Origin of the sequence: Frigidibacter sp. ROC022, assembly GCF_024723735.1 — a bacterium.
GTDB lineage: Bacteria > Pseudomonadota > Alphaproteobacteria > Rhodobacterales > Rhodobacteraceae > SLM-1.
Genome location: NZ_JANQDU010000010.1, coordinates 1 through 24004 on the forward strand (window position 1 = coordinate 1; position 24004 = coordinate 24004).

Consider the following 24004-nt stretch of genomic DNA (forward strand, 5'->3'; position numbering starts at 1 on the left):
GCACTCATCTAAAAAATTCCTTAACTAAGACACAATTCAGTCTAACGCGGATCCCCGCAGCAAAATATCAGTTTGTTCAGCTCAGTCGACGCCACGGTCAAAATTTACCGGGCAGACGGACACAATCTATCAAAATCCTTACATCTGTTTCCTCAAGGGAAACACGTGTCCCTGACTTCACCCAGCCACTTCAGGCGCTGTAGAATCTACGGCCCTTGGACTCTTCGTATGCTTAATACCCATATCCATAGCTGTACTTCTCTTCCGTGTAGCGGCACTTGTTCAGCACGACGCCCAGCACGTTGGTCTGCGCCGCCAGGTCGCGTTCACAGCGATCAATATCAGCGACCGTAGTTTGCTCGGCCCCCGCGACCACGAGTGCGCAATCGACCTCTCCTGCGAAGGCCTGCATGTCATCGCTCAGAAGCATTGGTGGCATATCGAACAGCATCAATGACAAGTCTAGTTCGGTCTCGATCGTCTTCAGTGCCAAGGTAGCAGTTTCGCTGCGCAGAAGCTCCGTTGATCGCATGACTGGCTTTCTACCGACGCCGATCGCCAAGTTGCCTCCCACCCGCCGCATCTGGGCACTGTAGCTGGTCTCGCCCTCGAGTACGCGCGAGAACTGCAGTCCACGTTCGTTGAGCCCGATGGTTTGAGCCAGCGCCGGGCGGCGCATGTCGAGCTCGATCAGCCCTACACGCTGGTTCTGTTGCCGGGCCATGCCGAAGGCGAGGTTGGCGGCTATGGTGGTCTTGCCGTTCGCGCCTGACGGCGATGTTATTGCGAGTCGCCGCCAACCGTTGGCTTGCATCTGTTGCAAAACTCGTGTCCGCATCATGTCGAAGGGTGTTGCCTCCGCCCCACCAGAGAAGGTCAGGATGCGGTTACGCACCAAGTGCTTCGCGTTCGGAGTGAAGACCGGAATATCCTGCCATGCGCCCACCACCTCATTCCGTGCCTCGGAAGAGCGATGGCGAAATGTCGCCGGAGCAGAATCCGGAACAGAATGGGTTGACGGTGGCGTTTCGCCATCGCGCCGCGCCCGTGCCTTTTCGATTGCAGCCTGAATTCGTTCCATCGCTCTATCCTGAAACTCGCTGCTACAGTTGTTCGAAGAACGGTCCAAGACCGGCCTTCTTGATGATCCGCTCCAACAGGAGATCCATTGGCAGATAGTATGTGTGCACCGCGTACAGGCCGCCCGAAACGCCTAAAATCACGGCACAACAGACGGCGGCCACGATGCCCCGCCGTCGCCAGGTCTCATAGCGCGTCCGAACATAGGGAAGTGTCGCGATCGGTGTGATACCGAGCTTGGACACGATGTCCGCAGGGCGACGGATCGCTTGGTTCATCAGCTCGAGCAGCACCACCACGAGACCACCTAAGACCATGCCGGCTCCTACCCCACCTGCGGCGAGAAGTTTGCGGTTCGGGCTGTAGGGCTCGGTCGGTAGGACCGCCTGTTCGACGACAGTTATGCGCTGGCCCTTGGACAAGGCTTCGATACGCTCGCCGGTCTGCGCTTGTGCGAGGCGCTGGACCGCTACGTTGTATTGACCCTGCGTGATCGCGTTCTCGCGCTGCATCTCGGCCAGCCGGGCGGCATTGCCCGGCGTCGCCTCGATCGAAGCGCGCAGCTGTTCGATCTCGCTTTCGACCTGGGACATCTGATCGCCAAGATAGCTGAGTTCGCCGTCAATCTGGGCCAGTTGGACCTCGTAAGGCGACAGCGCGTCGGCATCGCTTCCATTCCCCGCCGCAGCAACTTGTTGGGCAACCACCTTTTTCAAGGCTTCGACCCGCGCTTGCAAGAGCTTCACTGTCGGGTTCTGCGGGCTGTAAACCAACAGTGCCTGGTCAAGTTGGGCCTGAACCTCCTGCAGTTGACGTTGCTCCTGCGTCAGCTCGACGCCTGCGGGTGCCTCGATTCGGCCCGTGGTCTCATAAAGCTTGATCAGCCGCGCCCGCCGGTCGTTCTGGGCTGCCTGCTCGCGTTGCAACTGAAGAAGCCGTTCCTGTAGCATCGACAGGCGGTTTCGGCGATAGTCCAGGCTGTCCGGCAGGCTGTCCTGATTTTCGGTTTGAAACGCCAGTAACTTGGCCGATTGCCGGTCGAGTTCGTTCCCCAGCCGTTCAACCTCTTGCTGGAAAAAAGCCAACGTGGCATTGGCGCGACCGGTGCGCAGTTCGACGTTCTTGCGCAGAATTTGCGTGACGACCTCGTTGACAACCTGCAAGACTTGGTTCGGATCCCCGCTGGCGAAGCTCACGTGCAGGGTGACCGCCGCGCCACGCGGTTGCTCCACATCGAAGACGATGCGTTTGCGCAGATCATCGACGATTTCCGTCGCGTCCAGCCCCGGCCTGTCTCGGTAGAGGCCGAAACGGTTGGCGAGATCGATCAGGTTGGCCCGAGTCATCAGCTGTTGCTGAATGATCTGCAGCTGTTCACCGGTGCCGGTCTGCACGGTGGATTCAGCGAGATCACCGGGAATCTGCTCGCTCTCGACCAGAAGCAACGCCTCCGCCCGGTATTTTGCCGGCAGAATCACCGACAAGGTGACCCCGAGCGCCGCAACCAGCACGGCGACGACCAAAAAATACGGCAGTCGCCGCAGGAAGATCGAGAAGTAGAACTTCATTGAAGTCATCAATTTATCTTATTCCGCAACACGAGGGCTCCTACGCCGAAGAAGGCACCATCGGATAGGATCTGGCGCACCACCGACAGGGTGATCGGTGGACCGCCTTCTGAAAAACCGTAGACCATCGCAAGATCGCATAACTGGTTGACCAACCGCGGCACGCCGCCGGTAACCTCGTAAATGAGCTGACAGGCATCGTCCTCGAAGAACATGGTCTTGGCACCCGCAACTCTCAGGCGGTGCTCAATGTAGGACCGGACAGTATCGCCATCCATTGCCGGGATATGGAAGCTCGCCGCGATGCGCTGCGAGAACTGGACCAGGTCGGGATTGCGGACGATGTCGCGCAGTTCGGGTTGTCCAACGAGTACCAGTTGCAGCAGAACGTCCTTGTTCGAGTTGATGTTTGTGAGCATCCGCAATTCCTCGAGCGTCTCACGGTTGAGGTTCTGCGCCTCGTCGAACACGAGAATTACCCGACGACCCTTGGCGTATTCGTCAACCAGGTAGTCCTGGAACTGCTTGAACATCTCGACGAAGCTGGCGTCGCGAGACATCTCCTGGGACAGCGACTGCATGATCCAGCGGATCAGTTCGGATCGATCCGAACTGTGCGCATTCGAGATCATCCCGACCTGTACTTGGTCGTCGAGCATCTGCAGGAGATGCAGCAAGAGCGTTGTCTTGCCTGCACCGACCTCTCCGGTGATCATCGTAATCGGCGCCCGGGTCATGAGGCCGTATTCAAGCATCGTATAGGCCGAGCGGTGCTGCTTGGACCAGTACAGGAAGCTGGGATCGGGAACGAGGGAGAACGGTCTCTCGGTCAGCCCGAAATGCTCAGAATAAATATCGAGGGACGAAATCATACTCATCTTAAAAAGGGCCGTTGCCTTGCACAAATATTCCCCGGCGTTCGAAACGCCAGTCCGAACCTCGCCCCAGGGCATCCGCATAACATGTTTCGCAGGGACCATCACAAGTTTATTCCCGTGACAAGTCGCAAGAGAAGGTTGCATCAACTCACAATGCCCACGGCGTGGGGACAATCAGAACATACGCGGCACTTTGTCCACCCTCAGGGCACGTGCTCGCGGAACCGTGTTGCAAAGACTGTGTCGGACCGCATTATGACCCGGGATACGAGGGGGTCGGTCATGAGTTTCAGAAGTGGTTTTGCCGCGCTTGTCTTGGGCGCCGCCTTGGCTCTTACGGGTTGCCAGAGTGCCGAGGAGAAGGCTGAAGAGCATTTCAGTTCGGCAATGGAACTGCTCGAAGCTGGAGACATTCCGCGCGCCAAGATTGAGCTTCGCAACGTCTTCAAGCTCAACGGACAACATCACGACGCACGCGCGACCTATGCGCGCATCCTGCGCAAGGAAGGCGCGATTGGCGAAAGCTACAGCCAGTACCTGCGCCTCGTCGAGCAGTATCCCGAAGATCTGGAAGGCCGTCGAGCATTGGCCGAGATGGCGATCCGTCGGCAGGACTGGGAAGAAGCCGCACGCCACTCCCGGGCTGCTCTGGCCGTAGCCCCCGAAGATCCGCAATTGATCGCGATGGTTGCTGTTGTTGATTACGTCGAAGCGAGACGCAGCAATGATGCCGCGGCTGCGGAAGCAGCCATCGAGACCGCCCGGGGATTGCTCGATGATGTGGCAGCGGCGCCCTTCGCGCGGTTGGTAGTGATCGAGGGGATGGTTCAGGAGAAGCGGTGGAACGCCGTGATCGAGGAGGTCGACCGTGGCCTCGAAACTGATCCCGACAACATGGTCCTGCACCAGGCCAAGCTGAGTGCATTAGCGGCCCTGCAGGATGATGCCGGAATCGGTGAGCATCTCAAGCTGATGGCCGAAAGGTTCCCGGACAACCAGCAGATCTCCGGCGCGTTGATCTCCTGGTACATCCGTGCCGGTGACAATGAAGGCGCCGAAACCTACCTGCGCAGCCTGGCTGATGCCGCCAAGCCCGAAGACGTCCAGCAGGCGCGAATCACGGTGGTACAGTTCTTGCATGATGCCCGCGGCGTCGATGCCGCCCAAGAGGAGCTCGAGCGGTTGATCGCCCTCGATGATGACAGCGCGCCTGTCTACCGCGCCCTGCGTGCAGCGATGATCTTTGAGGCTGGCGACGCCGGTACAGCAATTGCAGAAATGGTAGACATCCTTGACGGCGCACCGAGCGGCAGCCAGACCAATAATCTGAAAATGGCGCTTGCCGAGATGCTTCAGGCCAACGGGGATCCGGTTGGTGCCCGCAGCCGGGCCGAAGAAGTATTGGCGGATGACCCCGGCCATGTCGCAGCATTGCAGATGAAGGCTGGCTGGGAGATTGCCGACGATCGCCCTGGCGACGCAATCGCAACACTGCGGGCGGCATTGGATCAGGACCCCCGCAATGCCAAAACACTGACCCTGATGGCCGAGGCGCATCTGCGCGACGGCAGCCGCGAACTGGCCGGAGAACGGTTGGCGCTGGCTGTTGAGGTTTCCGGCCAGGGCGCCGCGGAATCGCTTCGCTATGCTCGGTTTCTGATGGCCGACGGTCGCCTTCCGACCGCCGAGGCGGTCCTGGTCGCGGCGTTGCGACAAGCCCCTGCCGAAGTCTCTCTGCTGGCCGCTCTGGGAGAGATCTATCTGAGGCAACAAAGCTGGCAGCAGATGGAAGCTGTGATCAAACAGCTTGACGATCTCGATAACGAAGCCTCGCGCCAAGTCGCCAACGGGCTGCGTGCAGCACTTCTGGCCGGCCAAGAAAAGCTCGACGATAGCGCAGCGTTGATCGAGGAGCTGATCGGTACAGGCAATTCTTCCACCGCAGCTGCGACGGCTGTGGTACGCGCCTATATGAAACAGGGCGATATCGATAAGGCCGTTGCCTATGTCGAGAGCCTGCTGGCCGAACAACCGGACGACCCTCAGCTCCGAATGCTGCGTGCCGGGCTGCACCTGCTCAAGGGAGAAGTTGAGGACGCCGAAGCGGGCTATCGCGCGCTGATCGCCGATATGCCAGGCGAGGCGGGCCCGGTCACCGGCCTCTATACTGTGCTGAGGGCATCAGGCCGTGATGACGAGGCCGACGAAGTGCTTAACGCCGGAATCGAGGCCAGCGGCGGCACAGCGCGGCTTCTGTTTATCAAAGCAGGGCGGCTCGAGGCCTTGGCCGATTACGATGGCGCGATAGCTATCTATGAACAGCTCTACGAACGCGACAGCTCGAACGACGTGATTGCCAACAATCTCGCCAGCTTGATCACAACTCATCGCGACGACGCCGAGAACCTGGAGCGCGCGGCCATCATCGCCCGCCGGCTGCGCGAGACCAAGGTGCCGCAATTTCAAGACACTTATGGATGGATCGAATCCCGTCGCGGCAATTACGAAACGGCCCTGCCCTATCTCGAATCGGCGGCCGAGGCGCTGGACGGCGATCCCTTCGTGCATCTGCACCTTGGTCTGACTTATGCGGCGCTTGACCGTGACGATGAAGCCAAACTCCATCTGGAACGTGCTCTGGAGCTTGCGGGCGACAGCAATCTGCCGCAATTCACCAAAGCGAAGGCGGAACTCGAACGCATCGCTGCCGCTGAGAACTGAAGTCGATGCCCGTCACCAGAAAATTGTTGCTACTTGGGCACGTGGAGCTGACGAGATTGGCCACTCGAACCATCATGGTTTGGCCTGAACCAGAAAATTCTATAGTTTGCATGGCAACAACACCCGCTCGCGGGGGCACGAGCCGTGCGTGGAACCGCCCGATATTTGGGCCAGCCAGAGGAGACTAGGCATGACACGGCTCGCGACCATGTTTGCATTCATTCTGACCTTGATGACCGCCGCTGTGGCGTCAGCGCAGGACTACAAGATCCGTCGTGGCGACACGCTGCGGATCGAAGTGATTGAGGATTCCAGCCTGAACCGGGCGGTCCTGGTCTCGCCCGACGGGCGCATCAGCGTGCCGCTGGCAGGCTCGATCAAGGCCGCCGGCCTCACCGTCGAACAGGTCCAGGCGCAGCTCTCGGCGGCATTGGCGCCGCAATTTGCCTCGGCGCCCAGCGTCTTCGTCGGCATCCAGAGCCTGGCCGAGGCGAGACCCAGCGGCGGCAGCCGGACACCCGCCGCCGCGGCGACCGTCGATGTCTATCTGATGGGTGAGTTCATGACGCCCGGCAAGGCTGCGGTCTCGCCCGGGACCACGGTGCTGCAACTCTTTGCCCAGGCCAAGGGGTTCAGTCGCTTCGCCGCCACCAAGCGGATCCAGCTGCGTCGCATCGGCCCCGACGGGACCGAGAAGATCTACAATCTGAACTATGACGCGATCATCGCGGGCAAGAGCTCGAACGGTCAGGTTCAGGTGCAGGACGGCGATGTCTTCGTGGCACCGCAGCGGCGAATGTTCGAATAGGATACGGGATGGGCGGAAGCCGGATCATCATCACGACAGCGACGGGACGGCACCGCCTTGCACAGGCCGGGCTGTGCCTCGCCGCACTGGCCGTCGGCATGGCCGCGGTGGCGCAGGATCTGCCGGATCCGCCGCGGCTGACACTCGATGTCGACAGCGGCCTCGAGTATTCGAACAATCCCGGCTTCGTCGCCAACCCGACCGAGAGCGGACTCTGGGCCCGGACCGACCTGCGCTTCGGCTTCTCCGACGAAACCCCGCTGAGCCGGGTGTCGCTGACCGCCGATGTCGCGCTGCGGGCTGGCATCTCCGGCGATACCAAGGACGGGATCGACCTGCCGCACCGCCGGCTGGCATTCTCCTACACGCGCGATCTGGTCGGCGGCGCGCTCGATTTCAACGCCGCCCTGGACGACAGCCGGATCGATTACCAGCGCCCCCTGAGCGACTTCATCGACACGGATGGCAATATCGTCCTGCCCGATGATCTGGACGCGCTGACCGGCTCCGGCTGGCGCCAGTCGCTGAGCTACGGCACGCGCCTGACGCTGGGCGAAGGCGGCACGCTGACCACCCGCCTGGCACTGGGCGGCTCCGACCTGTCCTATCGCGACGCCAGCGATCCGACGCTCGACAACAGCCACCGCCGCTATGCCGATCTCGGGTTCGACATCGTGGTGACCCCGGCGACCACGGCCGAGATCGGGCTGCGCTATTCCACCTACCGGGACAGCGATCAGGACGACGAGACGCTGGCCATCCGCGCCGGACTGTCCTTCGCCCGTCCCGACGGCAGCTACGGTTTCCGGATCGAGCATGAGGATGCGCCTGACGGCACCCGGCTGCGCGCCTCGGTCAACCGCCGGATCGAACGGCCCTGGGGAAGCCTCGACGGACGGCTCGGCGCCACGCGGGACGAGAATGGCGATGTGCTCGCCTCGGGCTCGCTGCGTCTGATCTATGACCTGCCCTCGGCCCAGTTGACCGCCTCGCTGGGCCGCGACGTTCAGTCCGGCTCCGACGACGCTTCGGAACTGCGGACCAGCCTGATGCTGGGCTACACACGCCAGCTGGCACCGCGATCGAACATGTCGTTCAACGCCACCTATATCGATTCCTCCCCGACCGACGGATCCGCCGGAACCACCATCGCCAGCCTCGGGCTCGGCTATGGCTACGAGTTGACGCAGGACTGGTCGCTGAACCTCGGCCTGACGCATCGCCGCTATGACGAGGATGGCGCCCCGCGGCGCGAGGAAACCGCCGTGACCCTGGGCCTGAGCCGCAGCTTCGCGATGGGGCTCTGAGGGCGGTTCAGGCGGCTTGATCCTTGGGTGTCCCGCCCCGGGTTGATCCCGACAGGCAGCAGGATTTCGCAGCATGGTAAGAAATGCGGCCTTCGACTATGCCCGTCTAGCGGCCGCTTTCGGCATCGTCTGGTTCCATGTCGGCGCTCCTGGCGCAGAAATCGGTTATGCCGGGCTCCCATTCTTCCTGCTGGTGCTGGTGATTTTTGCTTTGCCCGGTGCCGGCCGTCAGGGGTTCCGCCCATTCGTATCGAACCGCGCACAGCGCCTGATGCTCCCCTTCTTCATCTGGTCGACCATTTTCGGACTGTTGAAGCTGGCCGATGTGGCCCTGACCGACTCTACCCTGGCCTCGGAGTTCCAGCTCGGCATGCTGGTGACGGGGCCCGCCCTTCATCTGTGGTTCCTGCCTTTCGCCTTCGTCATCTGTCTGATTCTGCATCCAGTCGCCCATTGGATGACCCACGCCGATACCAGCAAGCAGGTCGCGGCAGCGAGCTTGAGTCTGGCGACGTTGGGATTTCTCGCCTTGGAACAGCAATGGCACCCCGGGATACCCCTGCAGCAATGGCTGTTTGCCATGCCGGCAGTAACCTTGGGGTTGGCAATGGCCATCTGGCCACGCGCAGCACCGGCTTTCGTGGGCGGTATTGGCCTGGTCGCCCTGCTCGCTGACTGGACCAACGGGAGTCTGCAAATCCTGATAGCTGCGGCCCTTGTCCTGGCGTGCCGATTCATGCCCCTGCCAGAATCCCGGCTGTCGCAGCTCTGTGCCAGGCTTTCGATGGGGATCTATCTCTGTCACCCGTTGATCGTCTCGGCCCTGGTCCGTGCTGTCGGATTGCCCGCACAGAGTGTGATTCTGGCGGTGGTCGCCTGCCTTGGAGCCGCCAGTCTGGCCCTGGTTCTGCCAGGTCATGGAAGTCCGAACCTCCCAAACCGCCGGCTTCGGAAACCTGCCGACCCCCTGCCCCGACCCAAGCGCTGATCTTCCCCCCCTTGCCCTGCTCACAATCCCGCCGGAACCGCTGTGTTGCCGACTGAAGGACTCGCCCTGCATGCTCCAGCCCTATATGTTTTTAACGGGAAGTTCGGGCAAAGGCCCGGGCGGTGGTGACAATCCGAGGAACGCATGACCGATGCCTCTTCTACCGCGAAACGGGCGGGCATGCCGGCATTTGCCGGGCTGACGTCAGGCTTCTTATTGCTGCTGCTGATCGTCGTCTCGGCACTGCCGATCTTCTGGCTCGGCTTCCAATCCCTCGCTGCCGCCTGGTCGACCGCGGAATACAGCCACGGGCCACTGATCCCGCTGATCTCGCTATACCTGTTCCTGCGCGAGTTGCGCAACGAACCCGCCTGGCCCACCGACACACCCCGAAACCGCTGGCCCGGCATCGTGGTGCTTCTGGCCGGTTTGGCGATCGGTATCCTCGGATCTGTAATCCGGATCCCCGACATCGTCACCTATGGGCTGATCATCTGGGTCGGCGGCATCGTTCTGACGGTGATGGGCTGGCGCATCGGCCGGACCCATCAGCTGCCGGTGCTGCATCTGATCTTCATGCTGCCGCTGCCGCAGTTCGTGTTCTGGAAGATGACCATCTTCCTGCAGCTGGTCTCGTCCCAGCTCGGCGTCTGGTTCATCGAACTGGCCGGCATCCCGGTATTTCTCGAAGGCAACGTGATCGACCTCGGGGTCTACAAGCTGCAGGTCGCCGAGGCCTGTTCGGGCCTGCGCTACCTGTTCCCGATCCTGTCCTTCTCCTACCTGTTCTCGATCCTCTATCGCGGTCCGTTCTGGCACAAGGCGGTGCTGTTCCTGATGGCGGCGCCGCTGACCGTGTTCATGAACTCGGTGCGGATCGGGATCATCGGCATCCTGGTGAACTCCTATGGCATCGGCCAGGCCGAGGGCTTCCTGCATATCTTCGAAGGCTGGGTGATCTTTGGCGCCTGTATCGTCATCCTGTTTGTCAGCGCAGTGTTGCTGCAAAGGCTAACGCCCAGCCCGCTCTCCTTCTCCGACACCATCGATCTCGACTTCCAGGGTTTCGGCGGCCAGGCCCGGCGAATTCTACGGATCGCACCTTCGGCCGGAATTGCCGTGGCTGCAGTGGTGACGCTCGCGGTGACGCTGGCTTTCCTGTTCTTCCCGACCCCTCATCGCGAGCCTGTGGAACGCGATAACTTTCTTCTGCTACCGCGCAGCCTTGGCGACTGGCAGGGCTATGCACAGGCACTGGAACCGGACGTCGAAAAGATCCTGGGTGCCACAGATTACATCAACACCAGCTATACTGCGCCGGGCGAGGCCGGGTATGTCAACTTCTTCGCGGCCTGGTATCAGAAGCAGACCGAAGGCTCGGGCATCCACTCACCCGAGGTCTGCCTGCCGGTCGGCGGCTGGGAAGTGTACTCGATCGAGCCGCACCAGGTCTCGTTCCCGGGCACGGTCTACGGCACCTTCATGGTGAACCGCGCGGTGATCGAGAAGGGCACCTCACGGCAGCTGGTCTATTACTGGTTCGAGCAGCGTGGCCAGCGGATGACCAACGACTATGCCGCCAAGCTGAGCGTGCTCTGGGACAGTTTCACCCGCGGCCGGTCGGACGGGGCGCTGGTCCGCTTCGTCACCCAGATCAACCCCGGCGAGACCGAGGCCGATGCGGCGGCGCGGATGGAACGTCTGATGGCCGAAGTGCTGCCGAAGCTGCCGCGGTTCATTCCCGAGTAGAAGCGGCCTCACCAACCCGACGTCGCCGCACCAGCGCGGCAAGACCCAGGAGAGAGCCGGCCAGAAGCGGCAAAGGAGCTGGCACAGGGACGGGAGACAGCTCTCCGCCAGGATCGCCTCCCGACGGCGGATCACCAGGATCGACGGTACCACCGCCGGTACTGCCACTGCCGCCACCACCGCCGTACAGGCCTCCACCACCACCCGCTGTCTTTCCGGGACCGGCGCCCAACAAAGCGAGAAGCGGCGCAGCAGCCCCCCCCTTGTTGCCCTGCCCTGGATCTTCCAACAACAGTTCTGACAAGGCGCCAGCGCAGGCTCCGATCAGATGTTCTCCGCCGGCAAGTTCGTAGGAACAGAGCTCCACGGAACGGGCGCCGAGACACCCTTTGACGCCATTCTCGACCGCAGGGACGTTTCCGTCCGCTGCCCGGCTGATCCGCACCTTATGGGCCCCGTCCCGGAAGTCGGCGTCGAAAATCCCCGGCACATAGGCCTGGGTCATGCGGCCCTCATCGTCGAAAGCGACGAATATCTTGTCGGTCTGCGAGACGAATCCGGTCACCGATTGCAGATGCGCCAGATGCAGGCGGCCCGGCGGATCGGTCATGCCGCAGGTCCTGAGATCCTCCAGCGTCGCCAGCGGCGTCGTCTCCGGATCGGCAAGGAATGTCGCCCGGATCGCGCTGCTGGGCGCGACAACGGGCCGGGCCTCGGCCGCCAGGACCGTCTGGCAATTCTCGAGCGCGGCAAGGTCGGGCGCCGGCAGCCGGTCGGTGACCGTGCGCCCGGTGTCGCCCGAAATCGCCACCAGAACGGGCTCTTCGCCAGCCGCGAAAGCGGCCACCATGCGTTCGGCGACGGTCCCGTCGAGCCAGAGACTGTCGGTGCTGGGCTCGAGCTGCCCGGTCACGTCGATCGTCTCATCGCCCAGCGACAGCCGGATCGGTGCGCCGGGCCTGGGGCTGTATTTGAGCTGGATGCGGAAGCCGGTCGGCCCCTCGGCTCCGGCAACGGCCTGCACCGAGGCGGCAATGCTGCGGATGATCCGTTCGAAGGGCACGTTGTCGCCGTTCGGGGCCCGGTAATCGGACGTCTCGATCACGATCCGGCGGTTGACCAGGCAGACCGACTGGTCCGGCGTGGCAACGATCGAGGAGCCGTCCTCGAGGAAGCGCTGACCCACCGGCGCCCCCGGGCTCGCCTCATCCGCCATGTCCACGGTTGCGGCAAACAGCGCTCCGCCCTGCATCGCCACAGCGCAAACGAGACCGAAACCGGCCGAGAGGAGATATGACCTCCGCATTTTTTTACCTACCTCAAGCCCTAACCAACAAATAACACAACGATCGAAACACAAGAAAGGTTCTTCAAAAAAGGTTATTCAAAATCCCGTCCTGATCTCTGCGGGTCAACCCGCCTCGAAAGGGTAATGTGACGCCCGAAGGCGTCACATCAAACTCGCCCCATCCCGCCGGATGTCAGGCCGCTTTCTTGCGACGGCGCAGCGCGCCGAGACCGCCGAGGGCGCCGACCAGAAGCAGACCGGCCGCCGGAACCGGCACCGGCGAGGCGGTGACGAGGTTCTGGTTGTTGCTGGTGCCCTGCAGGAAGGTCAGGCCGTAGGAATTGGACGGCGTGTCCCCCATGGCTCCCAGAAAACCTTCCGCAGCGGAGACCGCAAGAGCACGGGCGGTATTGTTGCTGTAGGCTTTGAAATTGCCGTCGCTCAGATCGTAGTCGGTTCCCGTCTCGTAGCGGACTTCCCAGAGCGCCAGCTGGAAACCGGCCGACACGGCGTTGTTGGTGATGTTCGCGAGAACATAATCATAGGCCGTGTCGAACAGCGCCTGAACGGCACCGATCTGGGTCGAGGTCATCACGGCCCCGACGAAGGGGGTGTCGGTCTCGGTATATTGCCCGGGATTGGCCAGATAGTGGCTCAGGTCGAGGCACCAGGCGACGAAATCGCCCATCTCGGGAGATTCCAGGTCGAAACCACCAGCGTAGAAAGTCCCACTCCGGATCGTACCGCCGATCTGGACCGAAGTATGGCCGTTGCCGTTGAACGCATCGCTACCCTGATAGGTAACGGTTGACGCCTGAGCCGATGACGAGACTGCCAGAGCCAGAGTTGCCACGGCCGCGGCGGTGGTGAAAATCGATTGAATACTTTTCATATAAAGCTTCCTACAAAACCCCGAATATTGCCGCCCTTTTGACACATTCCGGGAGGGACCTCAAAGAGGTTTTTTGGAGACGCCCCGCTTTGCAACCAAGGCGGGAGAAGCCGTTTGTAGTTCGGCAACAGTACCCCCACTTAGGGAGAACTGCCATCATCCCGGCAACTAAGCGTTGCGATGGTCCACCCTTGATGCGCTTGCAAAGTCCATGCTCTCTACAGAGACCAGCAAATAGGTTCTGCACCGCCATGCCTCTTGCGCGTCTTCCCGGAGCCGCCGACAAGCAGGCATGACCGTTTCCGCCCCCTCTTCCGGCCGACCGGACCGCCTGTCCTGGATACTGGCGCTGGCGCTGGCCCTGCCCGAACTGGTGCTGCTGGGGGCCGACCACGGGCTTTGGGGCGCGGCGAACTGGCGGCCGCTGGCCTATTCCTTCGGCGGCTTCTGGGCCGGGCTGCTGCATGGCTGGCAGCCGAACTTTCCGGGCCAGGCCTGGACCATGTTCGTGACCTACGGCTTCCTTCATGCCGGGCCCGTGCATCTGCTCGGCAACCTCGGCGCATTGGCCTATCTGACGCCCTCGGTGCGCTGGCGGGTCGGCCCGGCGGGGTTCCTCGCAATCTGGATCGCGGCCTGGCTGGGCGGCGCGGCGATGTTCGGCCTGCTCTCCCGGCAGGCCGCGCCGATGGTCGGCGCCTCGGGGGCGCTGTTCGGCCTGGCCGGGGCCTGGGTGGTCTTTGTCCTGCGCGAAAGGCTGGCCGCCGGCATGCCGCCTCGCCGCACGGTGATCCGCGCGGCCGGTGCGGCGCTGGTGCTGGTGCTGCTCAACATCGCCGACTGGTGGATGCAGAGCGGCCGGCTCGCCTGGCAGACCCATCTGGGCGGCGCCCTGGCCGGGGGGCTGGTGGCGGCGATGATGGGGCGCGGGCGACGCGGAGGCGCATGACGCCGGGTCCGGAGCGAAATGTGCAGCAGATTGTGCAGCAAAAAGAGCCGAAAAGCCGCCATTCTTGACCACAGTTTTGGCCAAGCCATTTATATTATTCGATAATACTATCTCTTGTTGGCGAATGAATGGCGGAGAGGGTGGGATTCGAACCCTAGCGCCGCACCTTCTCGAAGATCCGCTCGTAGGCCGCCAGCAGATGCGGCACCGAATAATCCCAGGACAGGGCCTCGAACACCCGGGCCCGACCCGCCTGCCCCATCTGGCGCCGCAGCTCGGGATCGTCCATCAGCCGGGCGATCTGCGCCGCGAAATCCTTCGGGTCGTTGTTCTTCGCACAGAGCGCCGCCGCCCCGGCCGAGACCCTGCCCTCGGTCAGGTCGAACTGCACCGCGGGCTTTTCCAGGGTCATGTATTCCATGATCTTGTTCATCGTCGAGATGTCGTTCATCGCGTTCTTCGGGTCCGGCGCGACGCCGATGTCGATGGCGTTCAGCGCCGCCAGCAGCTCGTCGCCGTAGAGCGCGCCGGTGAAGGTGAAATGCGCCTCGAGCCCACGCGCCGCGACATCGGCCATCACCTCCTCCAGCGTCGGACCGAACCCGACGATGACGCAATGCACGTCACTGCGCCCCATCTCCCGCACCAGATGGTCGACCGCCGCGATGAGAAGGTCCATTCCCTCCTGCTGGCCGATCACGCCGACATAGCCGAGCACGGTGCCCGCGCCCTTGCGATAGGCCGGATCGCCGGGGCCGGGCTTGAACCGGTCGACCTGCGGCGCCGAGCGGACCACGAAGACATCCTCGGGCTTCATCCGGCCGCGGCGGATCGCGATGTCGCGGAACGAGTCATTGGTGGCGATCGAGACCGAGGCGGTGGCGAAGGTCATCCGCTCCCAGATCCGCATCACCCGGTAGAGCAGGCCGCGCTTGTCGAACTTGGCCTCGAACAGCTCGGGGCAGACGTCGTGATGGTCGAAGAGATAGCGCACCCCGGCCAGCCGGTAGCGCCAGGCCAGCAGGAAGATCAGGTCGGGCGGGTTGCAGCCGTGGATGACATCGAAGCCCCGCTCGCGCCGCACAACCCGCGCCAGGCGGAACCAGGCACGGATCGCATGCCAGTATTCGCGGGCATAGGCCAGCGCCCCGGAATGGGCCTCGGGCGGCGCGGGATGGCGGTAGATATGAACGCCGTCGATCTCTTCATAGGGCTTGTCCCAGCCCCGGCCCATCGGCGAGATCACCGAGACCTCGTAGCCGGCGGCAGTCAGCGCGGTCGCCTCGAGCCAGACCCTGCGGTCAAGCGGCACAGGCAGGTTCTCGACCACGATCAGCACGCGGCGCGGGGGGCTGAAACTCATCCGGAAGTCTCACGATAATGGACTGTTGCAACCGACGCCTATCAGGCCATCTTTGCAGAAAAAAGGCGGCGGGAAGGCCTTACAGCAGCCATCTCAGGAGCCCTTGGTCCCGTATTCCCGTTGCAGGAGCGTCACGGCGTACTCCAGTGTCTCACCCAGACCCCAGCCATTGGCATCAGCGATGGCGCAGTAGGTCTCGATAGTGTCGGGCCGGGCCTTGAGGTTGAACTGCATGTTGCGGCCAGTACGGCGACGACGAACCAGCAGACGATCGGCCGGTTTCTCCCCCCCTACCCCACCGGCGTCCGCCACGGGTTTCGGCGTGACGGGTTGACGGCTAACGAAACCGGTCGCTTCAGCACTACGCCGAGCTGTGTCCGCCGGCGGTCGTGGTTTTGGGGACGTCGCCGGTGCCGCGGCCCAGTCCGCCGGATCGAACCCGTCGAGTGCGTCGGAAAATCCGATGTCAGCACGGGTCCTGGTGCTGTCCGTCCCACTCATCCCGCCACCTCCATCGTTTCAACTTCAGGCCGCTCATTCTTCAGCAGGACCAGAACCTCACCGGCAAAGTCGCTCGCGTTCTTGCGCGCGTTGCCAAGATTGGAAACCTGCCCCTCAGGCAGATCCGCGAGCAACCCACCGTAGTCGAAAACATCACGGTAGGCCGCGCGCTCGACTATCGGTGTCAGGAACACCGGGATGCCGGCGCGGTCGAGTTGATCGCGTACGTTCCGCATTGCCCTCGAGGTAACCGCGGCACTGGTCCGCGTCATCAGAACGCCATGACGTATCTCGCGCCGCGCCATACGTTCCTGGTTACGGATCAACCGGATCATTTTGGCAGCGCCCTTGGCATCCATTGCACCACCTTGGGTCGGGATCACTACAAGGTCGGACATACCGACGGCATTGGCGACCATCAGGCTCGCTGTTCCCTCGAGATCGACGATCACGAACTGACTCTGGCCCTGGGCTTCCTCTATCTGGTCGACGATGCTTTCCTCGCTGACCTCGCTTTCGATCCGCAGGTTTTCAGGGCGACCGGGAAGTCGCCCCCATTGGGTCAGCCAGCGTTCGGGATCTGCATCGAGGATGGTGACCTCTGCGCCACGGGAAGCGAGTTCCGAGGCCAAGAGAAGCGCAGCAGTCGTCTTGCCCGCTCCACCTTTCGGGTTGGCGAATGCGATGACCGGCATTGGGGTCCTTTCTGCTCTGCCTGTCGCGCCCCTGAGGGGCGTCTGTTCGGCCCGCCCCTTGTGTGCGGACCTTTGCGGAAAGGATGGCACAGCCCCCTCCACCTGTAAACAGCTAGCTATCACTGTAGTATCCAAGTAGCTTCCCGATAGCTTCTAGATAGCTATCGTATATCGGATAGCTATTCGCCAAAGGTGATCATGCTGTTTTCTTGGTTGCTCGGTGAATCGCGCCGGCCACCATCACGCACATCAGTATCTTCTAGCTATCCAGAAGCTATCGGACAGCTACCGACACAAACCTGAATAGGAGCCATGCAGTAACCAGCGCGTACGTTTGCCGCTGCCAAACTGTGAGGTTTCCGGGCAGGAGGCTTGTGAGGCAGCTTCCACGCCATCCAGCCTTGTTTTCAAGGAGTTCCGATATGCCGTTGTCCCATCCTCTGACCCTAAATGTGAGGTTTTCGGGGAAAAGTGAAAATCACTCGTCGGAGCTTTCACAATAGTACGACCTAGGCTAACATCATCTTGTGATGACAAAGCGCAGAGGCACCAGTTCTCGTGATAAGCTGAGCGATGCCAATTCCGAGGCACCGCCGCGCGTCTTTGACCTTCGTCCACGCCTTGATAACGCGGTAAAACCGGCTGAGCTAATCCAGATCACCGGGCATCAGACGCTGACGCTCAACGCCCGGCGATCGATCACCATCCTCTGGCACAATGCACACATGCAAGGCATCGAAGAGGGTAAGGACTATCGCATCGAGATCGACGACCTGAAACCCGACGATCACAAGGGCTACGAGATGGTGGAGAGCGCCATTCTCGACCTGATGCGAACGATCTTGACTGTACGATTGCCCGGGGGTCGGACGCGACGAGTCCAGTTTCTCGGCGGAAATGATCTCGACGATCCCGAAAGGGACGCCGGGACGTTGCTCTATTCTTTCGACAAGCGGCTGATAGAAATCCTGCGCGACAGTTCGATCTGGGGCAAGATCAACCTCCCGGTGCTGATGGCCTTCACTTCGAAATACTCCGTCTCGCTCTATGAAAACGTGGCGCAATGGTCGGGCCTCAGCCACAAGACCTGGCAGGAGTTGCCGCTGGAGGAGTTCCGTGAACTGATCGGCGTAGAAGAGGGCAAATACGCCGCCTTCGGCGCACTCAACAAGCACGTCATCAAGAATGTGGTGCTCCAGATTAACGCCCTGGCGCCATTCTCCGTGACGGTGATGCCGGTCAAGACAGGCAAGAAGGTCACCCATGTACGGGTCGCCTGGTGGTCTAAATCCAAAGATGAGATGGACGCAGCCTGGCGCGAGGTGAACCGATCAAAGATCGGCCGCAAGGCTCGTCTGGCCGGCCGCACCGTCGAGATCACATCCTTCGCCAGCGAAAGCCGCCGAATGCGTGGCAGCCGGCGCGCGGCCCGCATCGGCTCGACACTGGTCGAAAGCGACTGATCCGTATCGGATTTCCCCGAGCTTCTCACATTTGGCAGTCCGAACGCCTCAGGTCCCTCTGCCTGACAGCACCGATAGGGCAGGGCGCTCTTCCCGGGCTCGGACATCCGTCGGAAAATCTTCCCCTGATTCCTAACACTACGCCCCGGATTCCTCACCGGAGTCCCCGGATTCCTCACAATATCCCCCGGATTCCTCACCGGAGTCCCCGAATCCTTCACAGTATATCCGCCAAGTATCTGAAGACTCGGTCTGAATCGCTCCTGAATCTATGAATCTTGAATCTATGAATCTTGAATCCCGACAAGGGTTTAGACGGAAACGGACGGACTCCGATTACAACAAGAGTCAAGGCGGAAAGCACAGGCCTGCTTGGAAAACAGACCTTACAGCCAGACCACCTAACTGGATCGAGCCCGAGCCGCACATCCATCGGCTCCAAACGCCATCAAGGCCGGCCTCGCTTCTCCATCCACTTACGACAGAACCCCAAGAAAGCACGGTCGGGATCCCGAGGCGCATCGAGGCCACCTTCGGCCATCCAACTCCGCCAAGCCTGTTCAAGATGATGGACATCCCATCCAGGGGCCAGACTGCGGGCAGCATCGTAGCTTTCGGGATCAAGCCGGATCCCGGCAAGTTCCGCCGGTACTTCGGTTTCAGATGCAACTGTCCCGCGATTAATAAACACCACGTAGTCGCCATCCAGGCGCACGGCATAGTCCGGCATATGGCCGTAGCTCTCGTCCTGCTCGACGATCGCTCCGACGAGACGCTTGAACTCTCGAGAAGTCGAGGATGATCCACTCTTACGCTGTAGCGCTGCGAGAGAGATCCTCCATTCCTTCTGCCGGCCACAGTGTTTGCGAGCAATCTCATAGATACGGCGCTCCAGAGGCTTGCGCAGACGAAAGTAGTTGCGGTGGAGTGTAAGAACCTCGTGGGCACTGATCGCGTTGAACACCCAGTCGGACAGTTCGATCTCGATCTCCTGCATCCGTCCGTCTCGGGTCTCACGGATGATACGGGCACGATCAATGATCGAGAATAGGTCCAATTGCTCGGTCCCGCCGGTGGCGATGTTGGTTTCGATCTGCGTCCCCTGCAGCCGCACCAGCGCTGCCTTCAGCCCATCGTAGCCACGCCCGTCAGTCACTCGGTTCGTGGCCTTCAGAAGGTCGTGTGCCTTCAATCGAACGGTGCGGCTGACCTTATGCCCCTTGTTCAACGCGGACATGATTTGGCTGATGCAGTAGATCAGCACATCGCGATCATGGATTGTAGCAAGCCCTTCGGCTGAGGGGCGGATTTCGAGATAGGCCTTTCCGCTTTCGTCCTCGTAACGGCGGGTGCGGTGGTCGGGGCGAGTGGAGAGCGAAAACACCGGATGAGCCATCGATGCCATATCGCCCTTCGGGGCGGCATCAAGGATATCACAGACAAAGAAGTCGTCTTCCCGACGGTCTGGAAGAAGTGGTGAGCGGCCACCGCTACCAGTGGCGGCATCTTCCGGTTTCGTGATTTCACCCACACCAAGTCCTCAATCGTGATTTCACCCACGGAGTTCCAAGGCCGAAGTTCGTGATTTCACCCACAAAGGTCAACAGATTTCGTGATTTCACCCACGCGCCACGTAGCAGTGCCTCTCGCTACGCCACCCTTCCGGAGCACGAAAACCGGCAAGTCCGCATCGTGACTCTGCCCACGCTATTTCGTGATTTCACCCACGTTTTTTCGTGATTTCACACACGCCGGGTTTAGAGAAATAGTTATATTTCAACGATCTAAAGGCTACATCCCGAGGCGTAACACGAGATTAACACGGTTCTAACACCAGACTGGCCGGAAAGTCCGCCTAGCAACCAGTGCCCCGAAGCACCACGCCGACGGTACGGACCATCAATTTCATATCCGTCTGAAGACTCAGATTCTGCAGATAAACCTCATCGTAGTGCGCCCGTTCGGCGAAAGACGTCATGTGTCGATCTGAAATCTGCCAAGCACCAGTGATACCAGGCCGCAGCATGTAGTAGGCCGTTCCAGGGTACAGCTTCCTTTGTTCCACCATCATCGGCCGCGGCCCCACAAGGCTCATGTCCCCGATCAGAACGTTCCAGAGCTGAGGAAGTTCGTCCATCGACGTCTTGCGCAAAAAGCGCCCGATCCTGGTGATCCGCGGATCGTTCCGCAACTTTTGATGACAGTCCCACTCGGCGCGTGCCTCCGGCTCCGCAGCGAGATGTGCTTCGAGGCGCGCTTCCGCATCTGGCACCATGGTACGGATCTTCAGCATGCCGAAGGTCCGTCCGCCGCGACCCAGGCGTGCCTGTCGATAGAACGGGTTCTGTCCCTGAAGAGCGACCAGAAGCACCATCCCCAGAACAAGCGGGATCGCCACAGGCGCTGCGAGCAGCACCAAAACGATGTCCACACACCGCTTGGGAAATCCGCCGTATCCCAAAACCGGCAGCGAGCGGCCATGACGAACTACAATATCCGCAGACCTCGGACGTGAATCTACTGTCATCAATGTAATCAACCCCGAAAACTCAGGCCCGGAACAACTCCGAACCAAACCAACTACGTCCCCGGCAAAAAGTTGCCATAGAAATGCCATAGACGGTTGCAGATTCATCTGTGCAACCTGTCGAAAACAACAAACGTCTCATATCATATTGATATATAAGTATATTTTGTCGGGTGTCGCGACAGGAAGCTCATTACGCTACGGCAACAGTCATGCGTACTGTAAAGTTATTTATTCTGATTTGAGCACAATGATGCGTAGTTCTCCCTAGGGTTGAGCGAAGAATCGCCGGGGGCGGGGCCTCGGACAGAAGTTACTGTGCCCGGCAAGAAACGATGCCAAACAATTGTCACTACTAAAGTCACACTTTCGCCCCACTTTTGGAGCTAGCGTGATGGTATTAAGGTACTGGAGGCGGCCCATGGGCGCGACCTATCCCATCATCGCTTTGATCCCGGCCTACCCAGCGGCCATTGGGGCTTTGCTCTTTGGCGCAAGTTGGGGGATGGCTCTAATGGTTCTGATCGGAACCGGCGTTGGTGTGGCACTGTTGCTTGCGGGCTTCCGTTTCTTCTTGCCACGTAGCGCCCATGACGCACAGGCTGTTACGGCGCCCTGATCCTGGTCGATATCTTTGGTTTCGATGCGGGGGCAAGGAGCAGCCTCGTACAGGCTGAACCGAGGCGCGCCTGGTTCCGACAATCCGATCCACGATCTTAGGTAGAACCATCGTTTGGTTTGTCGTGTGTGGGATATACCGACCATTTGTCCGGGGCAGGGGGTCTGGAACCACTTCTTTCAGCCTGGCTTGTTTTGGAATGGACGCGCGCTGCTCGGGCACTTTGACATCCCTGCGCGAATATTTTTGTTCCAGGCACAATACCGCCACCCGTACCTGCCCCCGACCCATGGGCAGTTCCTACAGCTGCGTTCCCGTATCCACGCGATGTCCGATATCGGGGACCAGCCGCCTGCCCGCAGGCTTTTCTCCTGCCCCCGTCGCCGCATTTCGCCTTGTCGAGTCCCCTGTGCAACAACGTGCCAGGTGGGTTTGAAATCGCGTTTCTGGAGGTGCCAGTAGGAACCGCAACCCTCCGGACCGGGTGAGTTTCCCGGGAACAGATGCTTTTGGCACGGGAAAGCAACAAACCGTGGCAGGCACTTTTGGGTCTGACCTTTCGAGGCCGCCAGCCGGAGAAGAATACCCGCATGAACTCCGGCGGGACCCGGAACAGACACGAGTCGGTGTACATGAGCCGGGACTGATCCGAAGGCATGGATGAGGCGGGAGGGTCAGAACTACGGAACCTACGCCGATCGCCACCTTCGGCGAAAATCGACCTAGTACTCCTGTACTCTGCGCTCCCAACATTAGCTGAAGCCAAGGGGCATTTTCAAGCGAAATGTTGTGGTTGCTGACTGCATCACCGCAAGAAGTGGTGTAGCCATCGACCTGATTCACGCTTGCCTTGGATGTCCTCGAAGTCTGAGATGCCAACTCTGCGCAACTCGCTGATGTCGTCGTCATCCGACAGTACCAGCCACGTGGCGCGGCCCTCGCTCAGCTCGGTCACGCGCTCGCTGATGTCAACTTTTGTCAATAATGCAGAAGCGATCTGATGGGCTATGTTGGCGGATCATCCGGCGCGGATTACGGCCTTTATCCCATTACAATCAATGCGATACATACAGCTGCATGCGTCCTCCTTGGAGTTGTTCGGCGTGCCCATAGCGTCCTTGTCGATGCGCGGGCATTTTGAAGGGAACTTGCAGCCAGGATCCGCGACGCTGGCGGGCATCGCTGTACGGTTTCCGTCGCAACCAGTGGTTCATGGGAATGCCAAGGTCGCCGGAATTTTCGACAGCATATTACATAATATGGCTTATCCGCCGATGCTGTGTCGCCGGGGCACATTCCAATCCGGGTTGCGCCCAATCCCCTGTCCTGCTGGAAGGCAAAGAGAAGGAAGATGGCCCACACAGAGCTGGATCTGCGTGAGCGCCTGAACGCTACGCCCAGAAAGTGCCTCGGCTGGAGAACACCCACCGAGGCGTTCACGGATGAACTAAGGAAACTCAGGTAGCGGACAACGTCGCGACTACTCTTGAGCCTACACGCGAAACAGGGCGAATCGGGCGTCATCCGCAGATTGATTACAGAAGCGGGTCAATCCTGATGAGAGATGCAGATTGCGTACCCATGAGGGACAGTGCGACTGCAGGCCTGAGTCCCGACCGATGAGGATGGTTGATTGTGGCGCAACCAGGCACACGCATAAGGTGTATTCATGACAAAGGCGGCGGAAAGCGGTTCGGATTGTGGCAAAACCTTGCCCAGCGGTGCCGCTGTATAGTAAAGTTTTGGAGAGTGTAGGCAGCGGTTCGCCACCTTTGGTGGCCATGCTTGCAGTGATGGTGCCGTTGGGCATGAAGTACGGCAGTTTTTTTGAGAGGGGCGAAAATGAATATCAAGGGATGGTTTGCTGCAGCAGGGCTGGCTGTTGCTATGACGGGTGGAGCGGTTCAGACCGCGTCCGCAACGACCATGTACACCGTTGCCGCAGGTGACGTCACTGTCTCCGGTGGCGATTTCTGTTTTCCGGGTGACTGCACCCTGGACGGCGCGGTCACGGGCGGTTCGTTCTCCCTGAGCAATGTCGGCGATACGTTTGACTTCGACGACCTGTTCGATTGGTCGATTGCAGTCACCAATAAGTGGGCCACCGGTGGTGGCGCGTACACTGTCAGTGTGGTGCTTGAGTTCTTGACGCCATCTGCCGCCAGTGGAACTCCGAACTCGGGTGTTGCGGGCTTCGTCACCTTCTTGGGCACTCTCTCTGCTGGGGGAGTGGACTGGATTAACGATAGCGGAAGCGTCACTTTCGCCAATAACCACGTTCTGACCTATGAACTTCACGACGTGCTGGAAGGTGGTTTGGGAACGAGCGCCTCTTCGGGCGCAACGTTCACGCTTGCAGCCGTTCCGCTGCCGGCCGGCGGCTTGTTGCTGATCGGCGCGCTCGGTGGCCTGGGTGCCCTGAAGCGTCGCAAGGCGAAGAAAGCCGCCTGAGCTTCAACTGAACGAGAATAAAGGAGGGCGGGGATTTCCCCGCCCTTTCTTTGTCGAGCCAGTGGAGATCAGACAGCACACCTCTATCAATCGATGCCTTGGGGTGATTGATGGCGGAAGCGGCGCCCCTGCCCCATGCGCGGGGCGGTTCAGGCAT

Annotated in this window: 19 protein-coding genes; 9 read left to right on the plus strand and 10 right to left on the minus strand. The window is 60.8% G+C overall.

Annotated features, from left to right (window positions below; all coding sequences use genetic code 11):
• Nucleotides 1-232: 232 nt before the first annotated feature.
• From NUW50_RS20890 to NUW50_RS20900, 3 genes are read right to left on the minus strand one after another with little or no spacing between them, the layout of a single operon-like run.
• Entirely contained in the window at nucleotides 233-1081 is an 849-nt protein-coding gene (locus NUW50_RS20890; RefSeq protein WP_258291125.1) for a CpsD/CapB family tyrosine-protein kinase, read from the minus strand.
• Between the two features lie 22 nt (nucleotides 1082-1103).
• Nucleotides 1104-2648 carry a GumC family protein gene (locus NUW50_RS20895; RefSeq protein ID WP_258291127.1) on the minus strand — a complete coding sequence of 515 codons (1545 nt, stop codon included), beginning with the start codon at nucleotides 2646-2648 and terminating at the stop codon, nucleotides 1104-1106.
• 8 nt (nucleotides 2649-2656) lie between these two features.
• Nucleotides 2657-3526 carry an ExeA family protein gene (locus NUW50_RS20900; protein ID WP_258291128.1) on the minus strand — a complete coding sequence of 290 codons (870 nt, stop codon included), beginning with the start codon at nucleotides 3524-3526 and terminating at the stop codon, nucleotides 2657-2659.
• Between the two features lie 282 nt (nucleotides 3527-3808).
• Here NUW50_RS20900 and NUW50_RS20905 point away from each other — a divergent pair, with 282 nt between their 5' ends.
• From NUW50_RS20905 to xrtD, 5 genes are all read left to right on the plus strand, one after another.
• Nucleotides 3809-6247, plus strand: a complete 2439-nt coding sequence (locus NUW50_RS20905; protein ID WP_258291129.1) for a tetratricopeptide repeat protein — start codon at nucleotides 3809-3811, stop codon at nucleotides 6245-6247.
• A 190-nt stretch (nucleotides 6248-6437) separates the two neighbouring features.
• Complete coding sequence (locus NUW50_RS20910; protein ID WP_258291130.1) at nucleotides 6438-7055, plus strand: polysaccharide biosynthesis/export family protein; 618 nt, start codon at nucleotides 6438-6440, stop codon at nucleotides 7053-7055.
• An 8-nt stretch (nucleotides 7056-7063) separates the two neighbouring features.
• The gene (locus tag NUW50_RS20915) at nucleotides 7064-8362 is read left to right on the plus strand and encodes a hypothetical protein (RefSeq protein ID WP_258291131.1); all 1299 of its coding nucleotides are present in this window, start codon (nucleotides 7064-7066) and stop codon (nucleotides 8360-8362) included.
• A gap of 73 nt (nucleotides 8363-8435) precedes the next feature.
• Complete coding sequence (locus tag NUW50_RS20920; RefSeq protein ID WP_258291132.1) at nucleotides 8436-9350, plus strand: acyltransferase family protein; 915 nt, start codon at nucleotides 8436-8438, stop codon at nucleotides 9348-9350.
• A 180-nt stretch (nucleotides 9351-9530) separates the two neighbouring features.
• Nucleotides 9531-11099, plus strand: a complete 1569-nt coding sequence (gene xrtD, locus NUW50_RS20925) for a VPLPA-CTERM-specific exosortase XrtD (protein ID WP_258291133.1) — start codon at nucleotides 9531-9533, stop codon at nucleotides 11097-11099.
• Here xrtD and NUW50_RS20930 read toward each other — a convergent pair.
• Nucleotides 11086-12459, minus strand: coding sequence for a hypothetical protein (locus NUW50_RS20930; RefSeq protein WP_258291134.1), 1374 nt, complete (start codon nucleotides 12457-12459; stop codon nucleotides 11086-11088). The genes xrtD and NUW50_RS20930 overlap by 14 nt on opposite strands.
• A 121-nt stretch (nucleotides 12460-12580) precedes the next feature.
• A complete protein-coding gene (locus NUW50_RS20935) occupies nucleotides 12581-13279 on the minus strand; it encodes a VPLPA-CTERM sorting domain-containing protein (RefSeq protein ID WP_258291135.1) in 699 nt (232 codons plus the stop codon).
• A 292-nt stretch (nucleotides 13280-13571) separates the two neighbouring features.
• Between NUW50_RS20935 and NUW50_RS20940 the strand changes: the two genes are divergently transcribed.
• Complete coding sequence (locus NUW50_RS20940) at nucleotides 13572-14228, plus strand: rhomboid family intramembrane serine protease (RefSeq protein WP_258291136.1); 657 nt, start codon at nucleotides 13572-13574, stop codon at nucleotides 14226-14228.
• A gap of 154 nt (nucleotides 14229-14382) precedes the next feature.
• On the opposite strand, the gene NUW50_RS20945 is transcribed toward NUW50_RS20940, so the two are convergent.
• The 3 genes from NUW50_RS20945 to NUW50_RS20955 all read right to left on the minus strand — a co-directional run bounded on the left by NUW50_RS20945 (nucleotide 14383) and on the right by NUW50_RS20955 (nucleotide 16787).
• Nucleotides 14383-15591 (minus strand): glycosyltransferase family 4 protein, encoded by a 1209-nt coding sequence (locus tag NUW50_RS20945; protein ID WP_258291137.1) that lies wholly within the window; start codon nucleotides 15589-15591, stop codon nucleotides 14383-14385.
• Between the two features lie 93 nt (nucleotides 15592-15684).
• Entirely contained in the window at nucleotides 15685-16092 is a 408-nt protein-coding gene (locus NUW50_RS20950; protein WP_258291138.1) for a hypothetical protein, read from the minus strand.
• Nucleotides 16089-16787: a ParA family protein gene (locus NUW50_RS20955; RefSeq protein ID WP_258291139.1), complete on the minus strand. Its 699-nt coding sequence runs from the start codon at nucleotides 16785-16787 to the stop codon at nucleotides 16089-16091. The genes NUW50_RS20950 and NUW50_RS20955 overlap by 4 nt, the downstream gene beginning before the upstream one ends.
• 530 nt (nucleotides 16788-17317) lie before the next feature.
• Between NUW50_RS20955 and NUW50_RS20960 the strand changes: the two genes are divergently transcribed.
• A complete protein-coding gene (locus NUW50_RS20960) occupies nucleotides 17318-18250 on the plus strand; it encodes a replication initiation protein (protein ID WP_258291140.1) in 933 nt (310 codons plus the stop codon).
• A gap of 448 nt (nucleotides 18251-18698) precedes the next feature.
• Here the strand turns inward: NUW50_RS20960 and NUW50_RS20965 are convergent, their stop codons facing one another.
• The gene (locus tag NUW50_RS20965; protein ID WP_258291141.1) at nucleotides 18699-19781 is read right to left on the minus strand and encodes a replication initiator protein A; all 1083 of its coding nucleotides are present in this window, start codon (nucleotides 19779-19781) and stop codon (nucleotides 18699-18701) included.
• 324 nt (nucleotides 19782-20105) lie between these two features.
• Nucleotides 20106-20885 carry a sugar transferase gene (locus tag NUW50_RS20970; RefSeq protein ID WP_258291142.1) on the minus strand — a complete coding sequence of 260 codons (780 nt, stop codon included), beginning with the start codon at nucleotides 20883-20885 and terminating at the stop codon, nucleotides 20106-20108.
• 313 nt (nucleotides 20886-21198) lie between these two features.
• Here NUW50_RS20970 and NUW50_RS20975 point away from each other — a divergent pair, with 313 nt between their 5' ends.
• Both NUW50_RS20975 and NUW50_RS20980 read left to right on the plus strand, forming a co-directional pair.
• On the plus strand, nucleotides 21199-21396 hold the full coding sequence (locus NUW50_RS20975) for a hypothetical protein (protein WP_258291143.1): 198 nt from the start codon (nucleotides 21199-21201) through the stop codon (nucleotides 21394-21396).
• Between the two features lie 1842 nt (nucleotides 21397-23238).
• Nucleotides 23239-23847 (plus strand): VPLPA-CTERM sorting domain-containing protein, encoded by a 609-nt coding sequence (locus tag NUW50_RS20980; protein WP_258291144.1) that lies wholly within the window; start codon nucleotides 23239-23241, stop codon nucleotides 23845-23847.
• Nucleotides 23848-24004 lie beyond the last annotated feature (157 nt).